Source organism: Solibacillus sp. R5-41 (genome assembly GCF_002736105.1).
Taxonomy (GTDB): Bacteria; Bacillota; Bacilli; order Bacillales_A; family Planococcaceae; genus Solibacillus.
Map to the genome: position 1 here is coordinate 3,509,503 of NZ_CP024123.1, position 17,809 is coordinate 3,527,311.

Here is a 17,809-nt window from a genome sequence, read left to right on the forward strand (position 1 = left end):
TTCACTGCTGGAAGACTACCCCAAACAAGATCTTCCTTGAAGTCTTCAACCGTTCGATTGTTAAAAGTCATAATGATATAATCACCAGCGTAACCTTCTATCATTTCCTCTGAAACTGTGCCTTCGTATGAGGACAATTTCTAAATCTTCTAAAAGGAATGGCTTTTGTTCTATAAACATTAAGCGGTCACCAACTCTCTGTTAACCTCTTACTTCTCTATAGTTGTTGTCATCCAAACCAAATTTTTTATTCTTTTCTTTGAACCGGATATTATGTGAGGATACATACGCAACTTTCGGTGCATCTGGTTCAATATATAACTTTGCACTATTGAGAGCAAGAACTCCATCTGTAAATGCACCAGCGATCAACCTTACCTTGCTTTCATGGTCGATGAAATCTCCTGCACCATAAATACCAGGTATGTTAGTTTCTCGTTTGTTATTCACAACGGCTACATCATTTTTCATTTCCAAACCCCATTCAACTAAAGGACCATAATCACATTTCAGACCATGATTAACGATGACTGCGTCCACTGTGATTTTCTCAACTTCACCTGTCTCAATGTGAGAAATAGACACATGGTTTATGGAATCCCCAGTCCCATGTAACTGGACTACTTCATAAGGAGTACGTACATCTACTGAAGACTCTCTCATTTTAAGAACATTCTTCTCATGTCCACCAAATTCATCACGTCGGTGAACGACTATTACACTTGCAGCTATCCGTTCAAGTTCATTTGCCCAGTCTACTGCTGAGTTTCCTCCACCAGAGATCAATATGTGTTTGTCACGAAATACTTCAAGTTCTTGTACTGTATAATGTAAGTTTGTAACTTCATAACGGTCTGCACCCTCGATTTCTAGCTTTTGCATAGTTAAAACGCCATAACCTACTGCTAAAATAACAGTCTTGGAATAATGCTTTTCTCCAGAAGCTGTAGTCAAAATAAATGTTTCGTCCTCTAATCTTTCCAATCCTACGACTTGTTGATTTAATACAATAGTTGCATCGAAAGTTTTTGCTTGTTCTTCAAGCTGAGAGATTAATTGTTCCCCTTTAATCGGGGTTACCCCACCAACATCCCAAATCATTTTTTCTGGATAAATGAGCATTCTTCCTCCTAGCTTTGGTCCACATTCAATAATTTTCGTTTTTAAATCACGCATTCCACTATAAAAAGCAGTATACATACCTGCTGGGCCACCACCAATAATGGTTACATCGTATAATTCTAATTCTTCCATTATGTTCTATTCCTCCAAACAATTTATCTATTTTTTCAATTAGACCCCAAATTGAGCAAGGTGAAGTTTTCTATATGCCCCTTTTAAAGCTAATAACTCATCATGATTTCCATGCTCTACTATGCCATCCTCCGTCACGACTACAATACGATCGGCATTTTTAATGGTTGCTAATCGATGCGCTATAACAAGGGTAGTACGTCCTTGTGATAATTTTGTTAGAGCCTGTTGAATTGCTACTTCTGTTTCAGTATCAAGCGCAGATGTTGCTTCATCTAGAATAAGAATAGATGGATTTTTAAGAAACATACGAGCAATAGAAAGACGTTGTTTTTGACCACCTGACAGTTTTACGCCACGTTCTCCAATCAATGTGTCCATCCCTTCTGATTGAGAAAGAATAATGTCTTCTAACTGAGCTCTTCTTGCAGCTTCCCATATCTCTTCATCTGAAGCACTGAGTTTACCGTAAGCTATATTTTCTCGAATCGTTCCGTCAAAAAGGAATACATCCTGTTGTACAATTCCAATTTGGGAGCGAAGTGATTCAAGAGTTATTTGTCGAGTATCAATACCATCAATCATTAATGATCCGCTGTTAACATCATAAAAACGAGGTAAAAGACTACAAATAGTCGTTTTTCCTGCACCTGATGGTCCAACAAGGGCTACTGTTTCACCTGCACGGACCATTAAGTTTATGTTATCCAAAACATTTTCCTTGCCTTCATAACTAAAAGAAACACCTTGATACTCTATATTTCCTTTTAAATGTTGAACATTAATTGCACCCGGAGCATCCGCTACATCTGGTGCTGTCTCAAGCATTTCAATATAACGCTTAAAACCCGCAATTCCTTTTGGGTACATTTCAATTACAGCATTGATTTGTTGAATGGGGCCTAAAAATACATTTGATAAGAGAACAAAAGCAATAAACTCTCCGTATGACATTTGTTTATTTATAACGAACCAAGTCCCGCATAGTAGAACAAACAAAGTTACAACCTTCATAAGGATATAACTAACGGATGAATTCCAAGCCATAATTCTATAAGCTACTAACTTTGACTTACGAAATCGATTATTATTTTCATTGAATTGAGCAATTTCATGTTCTTCATTCACAAATGCTTGAACAACTCGCATACCACTCACATTATTTTCTACACGTGCATTAAAATCAGCAATTTCTGCAAAAAAACGATTAAATGCTAGCGTCATCTTTTTACTGAAATATAGGGATAAACAAATAATTAGTGGAACAATAATAAATGTAAGAACGGCCAATTGCGGATTTATTGAAAACATCAAAGCAAATGCACCTGTGAGCGTCATAATAGCGATAAACAAATCTTCAGGTCCATGGTGTGCAATTTCACCGATATCCATTAAATCATTTGTCATTCTTGAAACTAAATGTCCAGTCTTATTGTTATCAAAAAAGCGGAACGATAACTTTTGCACATGAGTAAATAGCTCTTTACGCATATCCGTTTCAATACTTATCCCAAGTTTATGTCCCCAATAAGTGACGATATAATGGAGTGCTGAACTAATAATATATATCCCAAATAACGTAAGACATCCCCATAAAATCCAATTCCAATTTGAACTAGGTAATAGATCATCCACTACACGATTAACTGCTAGTGGGAATGCAAGCTCCAATACAGCAGCTATTATCGCGCAGGAAAAGTCTAGGATAAATAGCCCTTTATATGGCTGATAATAAGAAAAAAATCGCTTTAACAATCTCTACCACACTCCTAAAAACATTCTGAAATATTTCATTGAAAGATACCACTTACCTAATTAACAGCACTAAATCACCTTCGAAATTGATAATCATTCTCATTTGTTTTAGTTTAACATATTATCCTATTTTAAATAAATGGACAAAATCCAGAGCTTCTTTGTACAAATTCAAGGATTTATTCTGATGATATTAGTATGTAAATATACGAAAAAGAGACTGATTCTTACATCTATAAAGATTCAGAATCAGTCTCTTACTAAGCTTTCTATTTAAAACCATTTTGATTAACTTTTCTTTCACGATCTACTTTCCACCAACCATATTGTCAACTTCATCAGTTTGAGCAATAACAGCAATAGGATCATATGAACGTGGGTGCATGCATCCTTAAACTTCTAATCTTTTATTCTGGATAATAAATATAGGAAATACGGTGCTCCTATAACTGCGACTACAATTCCTGCTGGTATTTCCGAAGGCTGCAAAATCCAGCGACCAATAGTATCGGCAATAAGAACTAAAAGACCTCCCGTTAAAGCTGCAGTTGGTATTACATATTGATGTCTAGAACCAACTAATTGGCGAGCTAAATGCGGCCCAATAAGTCCGACAAAACCAATGCCACCACTGATGGATACACTTGCTCCTGCTAATCCAACTGCTGCAGCGAGTAACACACGTCTCTCTTTTTCAATAGATGCCCCTAGTCCTGTAGCAGTTAAATCACCTAAATTTAATACATTTAATACTCGTGCTTTTGAAAAAATAAAGGGAATTAATACAACAATCCATGGCAACAAGGAAAAGACAAATTTCCAATTAGATCCCCAAATACTACCTGCTAACCAATTCGCGACAAATTGATAATTATCCGGACTTAAACGAAGTGTTAAAACAATCATGGCCGAACTAATTCCTGCTGCAATCGCCACACCCGTCAGTATTAATCTCATAGGTGAAATTCCTTCATTGCGTTTATAAGATAGTGCATAAATGATTATTGCTGTTATGCCTGCACCTGAGAATGCCAATATCGGAAGTAAAAATACCGGTACTGCAGTAGTTGATGAAAAAAAAGAGATGAAAAGCATAACAGCTAATCCCGCTCCAGCATTAATACCTAGAATCCCAGGATCCGCCAATGCATTCTGTGATATCCCTTGTAAAACACATCCAGATACTGCAAGTCCCATACCAACCAATACTGCAATAATTATTCGCGGCAATCTAAATTCAAATAAAATAAGATGCTGCTTTTCAGTTCCGGATCCAAACAGGGTTTGTATGACCTCTAATGGTGATAATCTAATAAAGCCTGTATTCATGCTAATCATAAAAACGATGACAATAAGCAAACAAAGAATGCCGATAATAAAAAGATTTTTCTTCATTGCCTTTCGCTGGCTATTTGTCATATATGTTTGTTCTTTCATAGTTCTTTGCCTCCTTTTCTTGCAAGATAAAGGAAGAATGGAACCCCGATTAATGCAATTAATGCGCCAATTGGTGTTTCATAAGGAGGATTAATCATTCTTGCGGCTAGATCCGCTAGTACAACTAACAGGCCTCCGAGGACAATCGAGCAAGGTATAATCCAGCGGTAGTCATGACCTATTAGTAAACGAGTAAAATGAGGAACTATTAACCCTACAAAACCTACAGCTCCTACGACAGAAACAGCAGTTCCAGCCAAAACTAAAACTATAATCATACCAAACAATTTAATCGTTTTTGTCTTTTGACCGAGACCTATAGCAACCTCTTCCCCAAGGCTCAACAAAGTAATAGATCGAGACAGTATCACAGCACCTATCATGGCCACAATAATCCAAGGGGCCATAATTTGTAGATTAATCCACTTCGTTCCTGATACCCCTCCTGCATACCAAAATGCTAAATCCTGCCCTATTTGAAAATAAAGCGCAATCCCTTCACTAAGTGCACCTAACAAAGCGCTAACTGCTGCGCCAGCAAGTACAAGTCGTATAGGTGTTAAACCTCCTCGCGACAGAGAACCAACACCGTATACAATGAAAACACCTAGACCAGCTCCTAAAAAGGAAAACATGATTAAGTACATATATGGGAGTCCAGGAAAAAATGCGAAACACAGTGCAAGCATAAATGAAGCACCAGCATTTAAACCTAGCAAACCAGAGTCAGCTAATGGGTTCCGAGTCATTCCTTGCATAAGTGCACCAGCTACAGCAAAACATGAGCCGACCATTGCGGCACCTAGAACACGTGGCATACGTATATCTCGAATAATTTGGTGTGATGTTGATTCCGGATTGAAATTAAACACAGCTGTCCAAACAGTAGCAAGCTTTATGTCAGCAGCACCGAATGAAATGGAAAGACCAATTGCAAAAAGTAAAGCAGTCATACCTCCAAACAATATAACTATAGCTATTAGTGGATGCGAATGTTTTTTTATTTCTTCTAATGTTTCTATTTTTGCAGATTCTTCTGCTGGCGTAGACATACTTTTCCTCCTTCATGCCAAACTATACTTAGTCTGGTCTCCACTTATATTGATCTTTGAAAAAAATCATTCATTCTTTTGATTTAATTGATAGGAAAGGCATATTGGATTATTACTAAAAGGACAAGTTGTCATTCTAGCATCGATATTAAATACACTTTGTAAATTTAGACAAGTCATGACTTCCTCTGGACTTCCTTCTTTTATCAATGTGCCATTCTTCATTGAGATCATATTGTGTGAGAATCGAGATGCGTGATTTAAGTCATGAAGCACCATTACAATTGTTCTACCTTCCTCTTCATTTAATCGTTGTAAGAGTATCAAAACCTCCAGCTGGTGAGCTAAATCCAGATATGTTGTCGGCTCATCAAGAATTAGTATTTCAGTTCCTTGTGCAAGTGCCATCGCAATCCAAACTCGCTGCCTTTGTCCACCCGATAATGCTTCAACAGGACGATCCTTAAACTCATTCAACCCAGTTACAAAAATTGCCCAATTAATATGTTCATAATCTTCTTTTTTTAATGTACCAAAGCCACTTTGATGCGGGAATCGACCATATGACACCAGTTCGAATACGGTTAAACCACCAGGTGCATTTGCGGATTGCGGCAAAATAGCCATCCGTTTTGCTACTTCCTTCGTTTCTAACTGATGAATCGCTCGTCCATCAAGGTATACAGCACCACTTTGAGTTTTTAACATTCTAGAAATAGCTTTTAATAATGTTGATTTGCCACATCCATTTGGTCCAATTATCGTCGTAATTTTTCCTTTCGGAATAGACACACTTAAATCCTCTACAATTAGAGAGTTTGCATAACCAACTGCCACATGATCAATAGTTAAAACTGTCATATTTAGGACTTCCTTTCTTTTACTATCTATATAATCTTTTTGTAATTTCTTGTCGCTGGCTTTCACCTTAATGTAATGATTGCTATCCTTATAAGTAACATTTGGATATCAATCGTATTTTCTTGATACAAATAAAGAGAATCAGCACTTTATCTACGCTTTTAAATGATAATGATTATCAGTCCCACTTTTTAATACTAGATACTTTATTTGTAAATGTCAATATGAAGAATTATTAGAATTGAAATAGTAGAATATTTTTTATGGAAGACTTGATAGATTGTGTAACGTGATTCTTGGTCGGTAAAAAATCACTAAAATAAGCCACGATGACCCAAACCTCTAGGGTCATCGCGACTTTTCAACCTGTAAATTTGTTACCTGGGTTAGAAAAAACGTGGAAATTATATCTCTCACGTTTTGATTGAATTAACTTGAATGTTTCTGACAAAGGGAAGGTTTTTCTTTAGAATGTCTATTATTCAAATTAGCTGTATGAGATACTACACGATTTGCTATTGAGAAATTATTCTTGCAACACTTTCAAACGTAGATAAAGAACATCTCCATCATGGAGTGATTCAAAAGAAAGATTCCATAAGAAAATACTTCTACTTTACTTTGTATACCTGCCTTTATTCCTTGGGCATCAAACTTTTCTGCATATTGAGCAGTCCCATCCGATTGGAGCTTAGCATTTTTACTATGAAAGGACGCACAGCTTTTTTCGATAACAACTTCGTCTGTCCAATTTTTCACAAAAGGTACATAGCTCCTCTTTGTCAATTCCAAATCATTCTTACCTTACCATCCAAGCCAGTTGCCTTAGAGTATGCATCACCTACTACTGAGGTAATGGGACTCTTATCGGATACATTTAAACTGTCTAAACGTGAAAAAGACGTTTTTACTATATTGATATAGTGATACCTTTCTCGTACCTGGAGGTGCCTATTGTTTATATGCATTGTTCGATTGGGGGCTTATGAAGGGGCTTCTTCTAAAATAGGAATAAGGCTTTTGATTATTTTAGGGGGTGGAGAATGTGCGAATGGTATTGGTTTTTTCCAGGAAGAAGTTTACTTAATAAATTCTGAATAATAATCATATAGATAACTGTATGGTTTATATTCCATTTTAATGGGGGGAAAGTATGGGCATTTTCAATAAGTTAAAGCAGGGTGTTTCAGATGCGGGTAACAAAGCCAAAACAACGGTAGAGGCAACGCGCTTAAAGGGCCAAATAGCAAATAATACCGGGGAAATTAATGATTTGTTTTTAAAAATTGGTAGAGAAGTATTTGCATCATATAATACTCAAACTAACACTCAAGTTGATGAAAATGTGAAGGCACATATTATAAATATAAATAACTTACTGGGAAAAAATAAAGAAATCGAAAAAAATCTACACAAAGTACGGAATCAAAAAGACTGTGTGTGTGGACATACCGTTACTTTAGATTCAGAATTCTGTTCAGCATGTGGTCATAAGATTGCTGTATCTGCTATTGTTGTTCAAACTCAATTTGAAGCGGTTGAAAAAGTTGAGAATGTTCCTAAAGAAGATTTATAGGCTTCACAAGATACAATTGTTGAAGAACATATAACAGTTAAATCACAGACAAATGAACAGAAATCAACCTCCCAACATATATGTTGGATATGGGACACTGAAACAGAGCCAGATTAGACATTTTGCGGAGAATGTAGATCAGAAATAGAGAGAATTACAAAAAAGGTACCAACAAATTCTTCTAATGAAAGAACACCTTTTAATTTTTTGCAGATAACTTGCACCGGTTGGAAAAACAATAAAACCAGACCACTTATTTGTCTAACTTCTTGGCAAAAGTCAAAGCCGCTGCCATCTGGCAAACCTATATCACTCACAATCAAATCAACGGAGTTACTTTGAAAGGATGAACGCGCTTCTTTAATGTTACTTGCCCCTAAAACATGATACCCTTCTTTCTTTAATTTAAGTGTAATATCTTTATTAAATGCCACATCGTCTTCAACTAATGAAGTCATCTCTTGCATAATACTCCTCCACTTACTCAATATTATTTAATTATCATTTTGTTATTCTAAAATAATTAGTTACTACATGTACAATTACTGAAATCCGTAGTTCTACTACATCTTTTGCTCATTTTATCATAATAGAAAAAATCGCTCTTAACTAATGTAAGAGCGATTTTTTCTATTTAACTTTAAAACTAAGCCAATGTAAATCCAATCGTTTATTCTAATGGCAACAGAAATAATTGTAATCAAGTTTGTTTTGATATAGAAATAGAGAGCAATAAAAATACAAAGGGTAACTGATTCTTTAACTTCTGTCTCTTTTTCAAAAACTTTTACTTCAGCTGGCGTTTTTAAATTCAAAAAAATCTTTTACTATATTTCAAACGAAATGAAATTTTAAAATTTCAGTCATCAAAACTACAGCGTATATACCAACCATCAAAAAGAATCATCGTTGTACCTTTTCTAAAGAACCTGAGGATAAAGTACCTTTATGTAAAACCGCAGCACGTTCTGGTAATCGAGCCACCGTTTCAGCAGAGCAACTTGCAGGTACAAGGACAGCTGTCAGTTCATCGCCAACATTTGGCCATATTTGTTTACCACGCTCATCCAAAGGAGTAATTCCTCCTGTTGCGAGAGACAGTGCTCGAGACAGTGTATACTCATGCTTCCATCCATAAAGCTGCGCAGCTAGATTTGTCTTCTGAAGAATGTCGCCCGTTCCAAATGGATCCCAATGATCAATGATACTATCGTTGCCAAGCATAACGTTTACCTTTTCTTTTTGAAGCAATGGAATCGGCATATTCATTTGACCGATTGGTACTGTAGACGCAATCGAAATATCAAGTGAAGCTAGGCGATTTGCAATTAATTGCGCTTCTTCTTTTTGTAACTGTGCGAGAGCAAATGCATGGCTAATCGTCACTTTCCCTTCTAGCCCTGCTTCCTCCGTTAAATCTGCTAATCTTTTAATAGCCCTCATACCTGATTCTCCCGTTTCATGAAGGTGCATATCAATGCTTGCTCCAAAATCAACGGCGATTTGTACCATAGTTTGCAGTGATTTTTCCATATTTCCATCAACAAATGTAGGATCAAGTCCACCAACATGAGTTGCGCCTAAGTGCATCGCCTCACGTACCAAACCTTCAGCATTTGAGCGTAGTAAACCATGTTGCGGGAATGCAACAATTTCATGTGAAATTTTATCTGAATAACTTTCGAATGCAAGCTGCAAACTTTCAAGATTTTTCAACCCTTGTACAGGATCTATATTGCAATGGCTTCTCACATAAGTAGAACCGTACCCAAGTATAAGTTGTAATAATTTCTCTGATCGTTTCTGAGCAGTCGGAAGTAATTCAGGTAGTAACCTTTCCTCTATCTCAATCATCCCGTAAATGCCATTTTTACTTTTTGCTGCAGCCTTCCAAGGACCACCATAAAAGGTTTTATCCAAATGAATGTGCATTTCACGAAAAGCTGGAAGAAGTAGCATCCCCTTTGCATCGTAACAATCCAATTCATTATTATAAAAGTCTGTTGTATCTAGTATTTTTGTAATCATCCCGTTATCGATCTGTAAATTACGTACAACTGTCTCAGTCGCAACAACTTCTCCCTCTTCATAGTGATAACCATTTTCCAAACGAACATTCAACAGCATATAGGTTTTATTACTTGTAAGCTGATACATATAAATTCTCCACCTTTTATAAATACAATTTTCTCTTTGCAAATTCGAACGTAAAGCATTCACATCAGTAGTAACAATTGTTCAATGTTAGACGTTGAAGCGACATAGTAACACGCTCCCTTAATTTTATAATGTACTCAGAAAATCACGCTTGCTCTTATGACATTGGCTTCAGCCTCAGCTCTATTAAATAGTTTTATAGGGCTGCTTGTTTCCAAATGCTCTCTGGATAATAGGATCAAGTCACCCTCTTCTACATCGATAGCTTCCTGGTCGTCAATCGTTATATGAACCTGGCCATTGATGCAATAAAAAGCTTCAGCTATTTGAAGTTTATCTGGGTTATTAAGATTGACTGTTTCGTGATAACCACCTTTTTCTACAGTTATGGCCTCAAGGTATCCGTTGCATCCCTCCGACAACATGAGATTGAAATCTCTTACTTTACCAAAACTTCGAGTTGTCCATCCTCCATTGAATCGATCTTGTTCATAAGGCTTTAAATGTACATGATGATGCCCTTCATGTTCTAACGTTAATTCTCCATCAATGACCATAATTAATCTGTTTATGCCCGGGAGAGGGGTGAAAATAGACTCTTCTAATTCAACTATAGCTGAACTAATTCTCCACTTAAAGTTCCGCTCTAAATAATCTGCATTCTCAGGATAAATGGCTAACTGCGTAGTGAACCCACCTGACCATTTATTGGTTGTTTGTTCATTTTTTCTAATCAGTTGTATTGAATAGGGCATATTTTAAATTCTCCTTCTCTATCTCGGGGTACCTGTGCATTAAACCTTTCCTACAATCCAGTATAATTGCATGAATTTTCATGCACAAACAAAAAATTATAGAAGAAAAAAACGCAAGCAGCACTATTATATAGTCCGCTTGCATTTTTTTCACCGGTGCATTGCATTATTATTTTGCTGCTGCACCGTAAAGTCCTGCTTTCCCTTTATTAAGGCTACTTTCAATAATTTGTTCCTTTCCAGCAAAAGGTGTACCAGCAAAACTTTGTTGTAATAATATTTTTAATTGATCGATTACCTTAGGGTGATAATTGAAAAAACCTCCACCTAAAACGATACAGTGTGGGTCGAGCAATAGAATCATTTGTTGCAATTGCTTTACCATTGCCTGAATTAATGGTTCTAAAACTGACCCAACTACAGCATTGCCTTGGTAGTAAAGTTCCATCATTTCTTTCAGTGTAATTTCAGGATTTGCGAGTAAATCCCTTCCCATTTTTTCAATTGCCGGCCCAGCTACTGTTTGTTCTAATGTACGCCCTTCATCACCTATAATATTAAAACCGATTTCTCCAGCTAATCCAGTTCCTCTTAGAAATTCACCATTTACAATTGTACAGCAAGAAATACCTGTACTCATTGTTACATAAACCATCGTTTCTTTAGAAAATGACCTTACACAATACTCGCCCCAAGTAGCCATGTATACATCGTTATCCATTTTAATATCGGCTTTAACAAACACCTCAGCTAAACGATTACAAATTGGAAAGTTAGCCCAAGGGATATTATTTTGGTAAACCGCTATCCCTTTTTCAATATCTACAATACCAGGTAAACCAATACATACTTTGGAAATTTCATCAAATGAAATAGCCTTTTCTGTACAAATTTGCTCAAAACTTTTCACTAAACTTTGAAATAATGCCTCTCGACTAGAAGTATCACTAGGAACCTCTTGTTTAGACAATAATTGCTGATCCGGACTAAAAATAGCTGTTGCTAACTTTGTTCCACCAACATCTGCTACTAATGTATAGCTCATCAATTCACCGCCTAATTTAAGATAGGTTTACAACTTGTGTTAAATTACGTGGTTTATCCGGATCAAAACCTTTAAAAATCGCACGTTGGAAAGCTAGTAGTTGAAAATATGGTACTACTTCCACTAGGCGATTTAAGTCATCCAACTTATCAGAAAGCTTAATAATTACATCTGCTTCTAATTGCTCAGATGCAACACCGATTACAACAACACATCCACCAAGCTTTTGAATATCTTTAATTAACGCCTGATCGAAGTTTTGTGTTTCCTTTTGAGTAAATAATATGATCACTGTTTCATTATCTACAATAGAAATTGGTCCATGACGGAATTCTAAATTAGAATAACTTTCACATTCTGTTTGCGTCATTTCTTTTAGCTTTAATGTTGCTTCTTTAGCCAAACCGTTATATGCTCCTGACCCTAAGAAGATGAAACGTGTTTTGTTTTCGTTCTCTGTTACTTGCTTTAATGGCTCTCCATTTTCTAAAGCTACTTTTACATGTGCTGGAATTTCTTCTAATTGCCCCATTAAATCTGACCGATCGCTTTTCTTTGCTGCATACAATTGTAGAGCATAGAGCATATTCGAAAATGATTGCGTCATGACAACACTTTTTTCCGAAATATCATCTAATGCGATCACTTCATCTGCCGCATTGGTCATTGGTGTATTACCATTACATGTAACAGCCATTGATCGTATATTATTGGCACCTTTCAAATGTTCTAGCGCCATTATAATTTCCGAAGTTGTTCCTGAGCGTGAAATACCGATTACATTATATTTTTTATTAGGTAAAATATGTGTATCTTTGTGTAAAAACAGTTCAGATGCTGGTACTGCCACAGCAATCTCTCCAGTTGCAAATTGATAATAACGTGCAGCCGCAATTGCCAAATAAAATGATGTTCCGCATCCTGTAAACAAGGTAACGTCAACTTCTGCGCCGTTAAATGTCTGCGCTTGAACAATCTCTCTCGTTTTTTCTAACTTTTCTGCTTGCGTCATAATTTCATTATATGTGAACATGATCATGCTCCTATCTCTCTTTAATATTTGTAATTTGTAGCTCTTTTAGTAAGAGTTCTACAGATTCCTTTTGTACTTTCGCAATTTCTTTCTCTCCTGCATTCACGGAGCCACATGCAACAGCCCATTTATATGCTTCTTCATCGCTTGCCCCTTGCGAAAGTTTTAAGATCAATCCAGCTAAAAAAGCATCACCGCTACCAACTGTATTCACCACATTTATTTTTGGGGCATTTACTTGATAATTACCCGTAGAATTAATAAATAAAGCACCTTTTTCCCCTAATGAAAAACAAACATGCTCAATCCCTAAATCACGTAGTTTTTCACCAGCTTGAATGAGATCTTCTTGCATCTCTACTGGCTTTCCAATCAATTGACTAATTTCATCTTCATTCGGCTTAATGGCAAATGGAATTGCTTCAATACCTTGCTTTAAAGCCTCTCCACTCGTATCAAGGGCGACACGAACACCTTTTTGTTTTAAGAGATGAATAATCGTTGCATACGCATTTGATGGGACCCCTTTAGGTAGGCTGCCTGAGAGTACTAAATATTTCGAACTTTCAGCTTGAACTTCAACCCAACGCAACATTTCTTTCCATTCATGCTGCTGTATTGTCGGACCCTCTTCTAAAAGTTCCGTCATTTCCTTTGTTTGATAGTTTGTGACAGTTAGACAAATCCGACTTTCACCCTCTATTTGAATGAAACTTGTTGGCAGTCTTTGTTCTTGAAGAGATGCTTTAATTTTTTCTCCATTTAATCCACCAATAAATCCACCGATTAACACATCTCCATCAAGCGCTTTAATAACACGTGCAACATTTATCCCTTTTCCGCCGCCTTGTTGAAACTTCTGCATTACACGATTTGTTTGACCCATTACGAAAGAATTCATTTCATAAACTTGGTCAATCGCAGCATTTAATGTGACAGTCGTTATCATTTTTGTAACATCACAATCTTTTGTTCTACTAACTTAATAATTGCTTCACGTGCTGGAAGGAAATACTTTCTTGGATCGTTTTCATTCGGATTTTCTATGAAGAATGCTCTTAGTTGTTCAGCAAATAAATCTTTTAGCTCTGTTGAGAAATTTACCTTTGCAATTCCATAATTCAAAGCCTTCCTTACACTCTCTTCTGATACACCGGAAGCCCCGTGCATTACTAATGGGACGTTTGTTACACGATGGATTTGATCTAATAATTCAAATTGAAGTTTAGGTTCTTGTTTATACTTCCCATGTGCTGTTCCAAATGCCGGAGCAAATGATTGGATACCTGTTTCCTTTACAAAACGTTCAGCTAAATGCGGGTCTGTAAAAAAGGCATTCTTTTCATCAACAACTAGGTCATCTTCTACACCGCCAATTGTTCCTAGCTCTGCTTCTACAGGTACATTTATCGCACTCGCAGCCTCTACTACCTTTTTAACAAGATTTATATTTTCTTCAAAAGGTAATTTCGAACCGTCAATCATTACGGATGTATAACCTGCTCGTAAGCATTCCATAACGACTTTTAATGATTCACCATGATCCAAATGTAAGGCTACTGGTACTTTTGCTTGTTCAGCTGCCTCCTTGGCAAGTGCTATCATATAAGGCATTCCAACATATTGATAAGTACTTGAAGTCGTTTGTAAAATAACAGGTGCCCCTTCTTTTTCTGCTCCTGCAATAATCGCCTTAATAATTTCTAAATTATGCGCTCCAAAAGCACCAATGGCATAATTATTTTGGTAAGCATCCGCTAACATTTCTTTCGTCGTTACTAATGGCATAATAAATCTCCTCCATGTTTGGGTTGTTGGTATAACTAAAGGCATAAAAACTCAAAGGAAATCGCAATGAGTTCAATTTAGTTCAGTATAAAATCGACAACGGTCGCCTCTCACAATCGAAATGCAAAATTCCACTGGCTTTCCTAATGTATCAAAGGCGGTACGCTCTAATAATAGCGCTGGTTTGCCTGTTTCTGTTTTCAGGAAACGTGCTTCTTCTTCCTTAATAAGGACTGGCTCAAATGCTTCCTTCGCTCTCACAACACTAATGTTAAAGCGTTGTGCTAATAAGCTATACAAAGAGGAGGAACTAACCTCTCGTAATATTTCACTATTATTAATAATACTTTTCGGTAAAAAAGAAGATTCCAATACAATTGGTTCATTATCTGCAAAGCGCAGTCGTTTTATTTCAATGACTTGCTCATCTTCCTGCAATTCAAGGCTGTTTTTTACTTTAGTCGACGGATACAGTTCCTGAATGACAAGCACTTCATCTCGTGGATTTAAACCCTTCTCCTGTAACACTCGGCTAAAACTATAAAAGCTACTGAGTGATTGTTCGAATCTTGGTTTCGAAACGAACGTACCTTTGCCTTGAATTCTGTATAATTTCCCCTCTTGTACTAAATCCTCAATTGCCTTTTTTACTGTGTTACGGCTAACATGGAATATTTCCATAAGTTGATTTTCAGAGTCGATTTTATCCTCAGGCTTCCACTCACCCGATTGGATTTTAGTGGATAACCTTTGTTTCAACTGATGATACAATGGAATTACACTAGCTTGATCTAACGGTTTCATCTTTTACTCATCCTTTTTATAGGTTATTGTTATCAATATAACCTTTTCTTTCTTCAGCATAAAGTTCCTCACTTCTATAAATGCTGAGTCGTAATTGATTACTAATTCTTCCTATTGATAGCTTAATCCCTATACTTTTCAAAAGCGATATTACCTAGGCAGAAGGTTTTTTCAATTTCCCCATCGCCATTCAGCCAAACAATATCTGCATCTTTCCCTACAGCAAGTGAACCTTTTTGGTCAGCTATCCCTAAATGAGTTGCTTGATTTAAAGAAACGAGATGTGTTTGTTCTATCATGGATAGATGTAACCATTTTTCTACGTTTTTCCTTGCTTCATTCATGTTTAAAACGCTCCCCGCTAAAGAGCCTGTTTTCCGTTGTATACAGCGGTTATCCAACACTTCTACTTCTTCTCCACCTAATGTATAAATCCCATCCGGCATTCCTTTTGCACGTATACCATCTGTAATGACAAGCATACGCGCCAAGCCTTTTAATTTATGGACCATTACTAATAAATCTTTATGAAAATGGATATTGTCCGGAATGATTTCCACATAAACTTCTTCATCTAACAGAACTGCACCTGCCACACCTGGATCACGGTGATGAATCCCCCTCATTCCATTGAACAAATGAGTAGCATGTGTGACACCAGCCTTTATTGCGCGGTTCGTCATATCATAATCAGCATCAGAGTGCCCAATAGAAGCAATGACATTTTTATCTGTTATAGTCTGAAGAAATTCAAAGTTTATATCTTCTTCAGGTGCAAATGTGACAAGTTTAATGTCTTGATTGGACTTGTCGTATAAATAATTAAATTGGGTAGCATCCGGCTTTAGTATCGCTTCCTCTGGCTGTGCACCTTTTTTAGAACGGTTAATAAATGGACCTTCAAGATGGATTCCGATCATTTCAGGCACCGCTTCGGACTGTTCTTTTTTATATAAAGCTAATGCGTCGATAGCTGCCTCAATTTCTACCATTGGACAAGACATAGTCGTCGCTAAAAATGCAGTTACACCTTCACTTGCCAAATATTTAGCAATTTTTTCATAACTTTTTACGTCGCCATCCATAAAATCATATCCAACTGCACCATGTACATGGATATCAATCATTCCTGGAATAATATATCCTCGTTGCTGACAATCAATAATTTCTTCAGACCCTGCTATCGATGGGTAATTGTCCATTGAACCAATGTTTGTAATCTTTTTATCTGTTATTTGTAAAAATCCATTTACTAAAATACGATCTTCCATCACAATATTTGCATGAATGATGTATGTTATGTTATTCATCAATTCACCTCTTCATCGGTTTAATGTGCTACCACTTTTAACTTGCTTCAGCAGAAGTCCTCCACTTCTAAACGTGGGGAATGAATGCCAAGTATGGCCTTAATTCAGTGGGGGTTTAAACCCCGGCTGAATAGTGGAACTCTGGCTAAGAACGCCGCGTCCTGCGGCAACGCCTGAGTGACCAACGTCCTGTTGGCCCAAAGTCCCCTGCGGATGTCACAGATTTTTGAAGGAGTTTATCGAGCAAGCTCGAAAAAAATCTGGACGCAATTACGCCGATGCGTAATTGATTTGTTTTTCTGCCTCTGCCTTCTTTTTGAAAATATGCGACGACATCCAAGTTAAAAATAAAGCTGTTACACTTACACCGAAAAACGGCATTAAGCCAGGCATCCAATTGAAAATAAAATAGAGTATCGTTAGGCCCATTATTGAACCAATCATTTGGAGTGGATACGCGATGCTAAACAATATCGACACGGCAAAGTAACGGAAATAAGGTAACTCATAGTGAGCGTAAATTTGAAATATGTTTAGTACCATTATGCCAAATATAATGCTGATCGTTACAAATAATGTAAGAGAAATTAAACCCATCACACCTTGGAAAGTTGAAATGATTTGAAAATTAATCGTTAAAAAATAACCAACAGCAATTATCATAATCCCAATTTTATTTGATTGAATAAACTCAGCTTTATATGTATGCCAGTATGTTTTTACAAGTTGTTTTAGACTTTCTTCACCTTGCAATCTTTTACGTAAAGTCGTAAACATAGCAACTGATGCTGGTGTTATTCCAAATAAAACAAGTCCAAGTAATGTTAAACCAATCCACATTAGCTGCAGTACAGCCAGTAATGTAATGAATTCTACAGTCGAGTATAACTTCCCTTTCCATCCTTCAAATGTCATGTACTTTGCCTCCTTACAATAGAAATTACATGCACGACTTTAATCGTCGTGCATGTTTCATTCACAT

19 protein-coding genes are annotated in these 17,809 nt (G+C 36.6%); 2 read left to right on the forward strand and 17 right to left on the reverse strand.

Going from position 1 to position 17,809, the window contains the following annotated elements:
• Positions 1-201 precede the first annotated feature (201 nt).
• The 6 genes from CSE16_RS17405 to CSE16_RS17430 form a co-directional block, all read right to left on the reverse strand.
• Positions 202-1,257 (reverse strand): NAD(P)/FAD-dependent oxidoreductase, encoded by a 1,056-nt coding sequence (locus tag CSE16_RS17405; protein WP_099425058.1) that lies wholly within the window; start codon positions 1,255-1,257, stop codon positions 202-204.
• Positions 1,258-1,293: 36 nt separating this feature from the next.
• Entirely contained in the window at positions 1,294-3,009 is a 1,716-nt protein-coding gene (locus CSE16_RS17410; protein WP_099425059.1) for an ABC transporter ATP-binding protein, read from the reverse strand.
• Between the two features lie 399 nt (positions 3,010-3,408).
• A complete protein-coding gene (locus CSE16_RS17415) occupies positions 3,409-4,428 on the reverse strand; it encodes a FecCD family ABC transporter permease (RefSeq protein WP_371514665.1) in 1,020 nt (339 codons plus the stop codon).
• Between the two features lie 14 nt (positions 4,429-4,442).
• Positions 4,443-5,498, reverse strand: a complete 1,056-nt coding sequence (locus CSE16_RS17420) for a FecCD family ABC transporter permease (protein ID WP_099425061.1) — start codon at positions 5,496-5,498, stop codon at positions 4,443-4,445.
• A gap of 66 nt (positions 5,499-5,564) precedes the next feature.
• Positions 5,565-6,359 (reverse strand): ABC transporter ATP-binding protein, encoded by a 795-nt coding sequence (locus tag CSE16_RS17425; protein ID WP_099425062.1) that lies wholly within the window; start codon positions 6,357-6,359, stop codon positions 5,565-5,567.
• A 543-nt stretch (positions 6,360-6,902) separates the two neighbouring features.
• On the reverse strand, positions 6,903-7,118 hold the full coding sequence (locus tag CSE16_RS17430) for a hypothetical protein (protein ID WP_099425063.1): 216 nt from the start codon (positions 7,116-7,118) through the stop codon (positions 6,903-6,905).
• 195 nt (positions 7,119-7,313) lie between these two features.
• Here CSE16_RS17430 and CSE16_RS21470 point away from each other — a divergent pair, with 195 nt between their 5' ends.
• The gene (locus CSE16_RS21470) at positions 7,314-7,460 is read left to right on the forward strand and encodes a hypothetical protein (protein WP_157764851.1); all 147 of its coding nucleotides are present in this window, start codon (positions 7,314-7,316) and stop codon (positions 7,458-7,460) included.
• A gap of 52 nt (positions 7,461-7,512) precedes the next feature.
• A complete protein-coding gene (locus CSE16_RS17435; protein ID WP_099425064.1) occupies positions 7,513-7,935 on the forward strand; it encodes a hypothetical protein in 423 nt (140 codons plus the stop codon).
• A 113-nt stretch (positions 7,936-8,048) separates the two neighbouring features.
• On the opposite strand, the gene CSE16_RS17440 is transcribed toward CSE16_RS17435, so the two are convergent.
• The 11 genes from CSE16_RS17440 to CSE16_RS17490 form a co-directional block, all read right to left on the reverse strand.
• Positions 8,049-8,402 carry a response regulator gene (locus tag CSE16_RS17440; RefSeq protein ID WP_099425065.1) on the reverse strand — a complete coding sequence of 118 codons (354 nt, stop codon included), beginning with the start codon at positions 8,400-8,402 and terminating at the stop codon, positions 8,049-8,051.
• A 138-nt stretch (positions 8,403-8,540) separates the two neighbouring features.
• Positions 8,541-8,750, reverse strand: coding sequence for a hypothetical protein (locus CSE16_RS17445; RefSeq protein WP_099425066.1), 210 nt, complete (start codon positions 8,748-8,750; stop codon positions 8,541-8,543).
• Between the two features lie 88 nt (positions 8,751-8,838).
• Complete coding sequence (locus CSE16_RS17450) at positions 8,839-10,092, reverse strand: amidohydrolase (protein ID WP_099425067.1); 1,254 nt, start codon at positions 10,090-10,092, stop codon at positions 8,839-8,841.
• A gap of 137 nt (positions 10,093-10,229) precedes the next feature.
• Positions 10,230-10,847 (reverse strand): HutD/Ves family protein, encoded by a 618-nt coding sequence (locus CSE16_RS17455; RefSeq protein ID WP_099425068.1) that lies wholly within the window; start codon positions 10,845-10,847, stop codon positions 10,230-10,232.
• Between the two features lie 169 nt (positions 10,848-11,016).
• Positions 11,017-11,892: an ROK family protein gene (locus CSE16_RS17460; protein WP_099425069.1), complete on the reverse strand. Its 876-nt coding sequence runs from the start codon at positions 11,890-11,892 to the stop codon at positions 11,017-11,019.
• A 16-nt stretch (positions 11,893-11,908) separates the two neighbouring features.
• Complete coding sequence (locus tag CSE16_RS17465; protein ID WP_253896111.1) at positions 11,909-12,925, reverse strand: SIS domain-containing protein; 1,017 nt, start codon at positions 12,923-12,925, stop codon at positions 11,909-11,911.
• Positions 12,926-12,935: 10 nt separating this feature from the next.
• A complete protein-coding gene (pfkB, locus tag CSE16_RS17470; RefSeq protein WP_099425070.1) occupies positions 12,936-13,874 on the reverse strand; it encodes a 1-phosphofructokinase in 939 nt (312 codons plus the stop codon).
• Entirely contained in the window at positions 13,871-14,713 is an 843-nt protein-coding gene (locus tag CSE16_RS17475) for a class II fructose-bisphosphate aldolase (RefSeq protein WP_099425071.1), read from the reverse strand. The genes pfkB and CSE16_RS17475 overlap by 4 nt, the downstream gene beginning before the upstream one ends.
• A gap of 72 nt (positions 14,714-14,785) precedes the next feature.
• Positions 14,786-15,517 carry a GntR family transcriptional regulator gene (locus CSE16_RS17480; RefSeq protein ID WP_099425072.1) on the reverse strand — a complete coding sequence of 244 codons (732 nt, stop codon included), beginning with the start codon at positions 15,515-15,517 and terminating at the stop codon, positions 14,786-14,788.
• A 122-nt stretch (positions 15,518-15,639) separates the two neighbouring features.
• Complete coding sequence (gene nagA / locus CSE16_RS17485) at positions 15,640-16,827, reverse strand: N-acetylglucosamine-6-phosphate deacetylase (RefSeq protein ID WP_099425073.1); 1,188 nt, start codon at positions 16,825-16,827, stop codon at positions 15,640-15,642.
• Positions 16,828-17,097: 270 nt separating this feature from the next.
• The gene (locus tag CSE16_RS17490; RefSeq protein WP_099425074.1) at positions 17,098-17,742 is read right to left on the reverse strand and encodes a YesL family protein; all 645 of its coding nucleotides are present in this window, start codon (positions 17,740-17,742) and stop codon (positions 17,098-17,100) included.
• Positions 17,743-17,809 lie beyond the last annotated feature (67 nt).

Coding starts and splice junctions, on each gene's coding strand:
- CSE16_RS17415 (WP_371514665.1), bottom strand. CDS start 4,428: ATGACAAATAGCCAGCGAAAGGCAATGAAGAAAAATCTTTTTATTATC.
- CSE16_RS17420 (WP_099425061.1), bottom strand. CDS start 5,498: ATGTCTACGCCAGCAGAAGAATCTGCAAAAATAGAAACATTAGAAGAA.
- CSE16_RS17425 (WP_099425062.1), bottom strand. CDS start 6,359: ATGACAGTTTTAACTATTGATCATGTGGCAGTTGGTTATGCAAACTCT.
- CSE16_RS17435 (WP_099425064.1), top strand. CDS start 7,513: ATGGGCATTTTCAATAAGTTAAAGCAGGGTGTTTCAGATGCGGGTAAC.
- CSE16_RS17440 (WP_099425065.1), bottom strand. CDS start 8,402: ATGCAAGAGATGACTTCATTAGTTGAAGACGATGTGGCATTTAATAAA.
- CSE16_RS17450 (WP_099425067.1), bottom strand. CDS start 10,092: ATGTATCAGCTTACAAGTAATAAAACCTATATGCTGTTGAATGTTCGT.
- CSE16_RS17455 (WP_099425068.1), bottom strand. CDS start 10,847: ATGCCCTATTCAATACAACTGATTAGAAAAAATGAACAAACAACCAAT.
- CSE16_RS17460 (WP_099425069.1), bottom strand. CDS start 11,892: ATGAGCTATACATTAGTAGCAGATGTTGGTGGAACAAAGTTAGCAACA.
- CSE16_RS17465 (WP_253896111.1), bottom strand. CDS start 12,925: ATGTTCACATATAATGAAATTATGACGCAAGCAGAAAAGTTAGAAAAA.
- pfkB (WP_099425070.1), bottom strand. CDS start 13,874: ATGATAACGACTGTCACATTAAATGCTGCGATTGACCAAGTTTATGAA.
- CSE16_RS17475 (WP_099425071.1), bottom strand. CDS start 14,713: ATGCCATTAGTAACGACGAAAGAAATGTTAGCGGATGCTTACCAAAAT.
- CSE16_RS17480 (WP_099425072.1), bottom strand. CDS start 15,517: ATGAAACCGTTAGATCAAGCTAGTGTAATTCCATTGTATCATCAGTTG.
- nagA (WP_099425073.1), bottom strand. CDS start 16,827: ATGAATAACATAACATACATCATTCATGCAAATATTGTGATGGAAGAT.
- CSE16_RS17490 (WP_099425074.1), bottom strand. CDS start 17,742: ATGACATTTGAAGGATGGAAAGGGAAGTTATACTCGACTGTAGAATTC.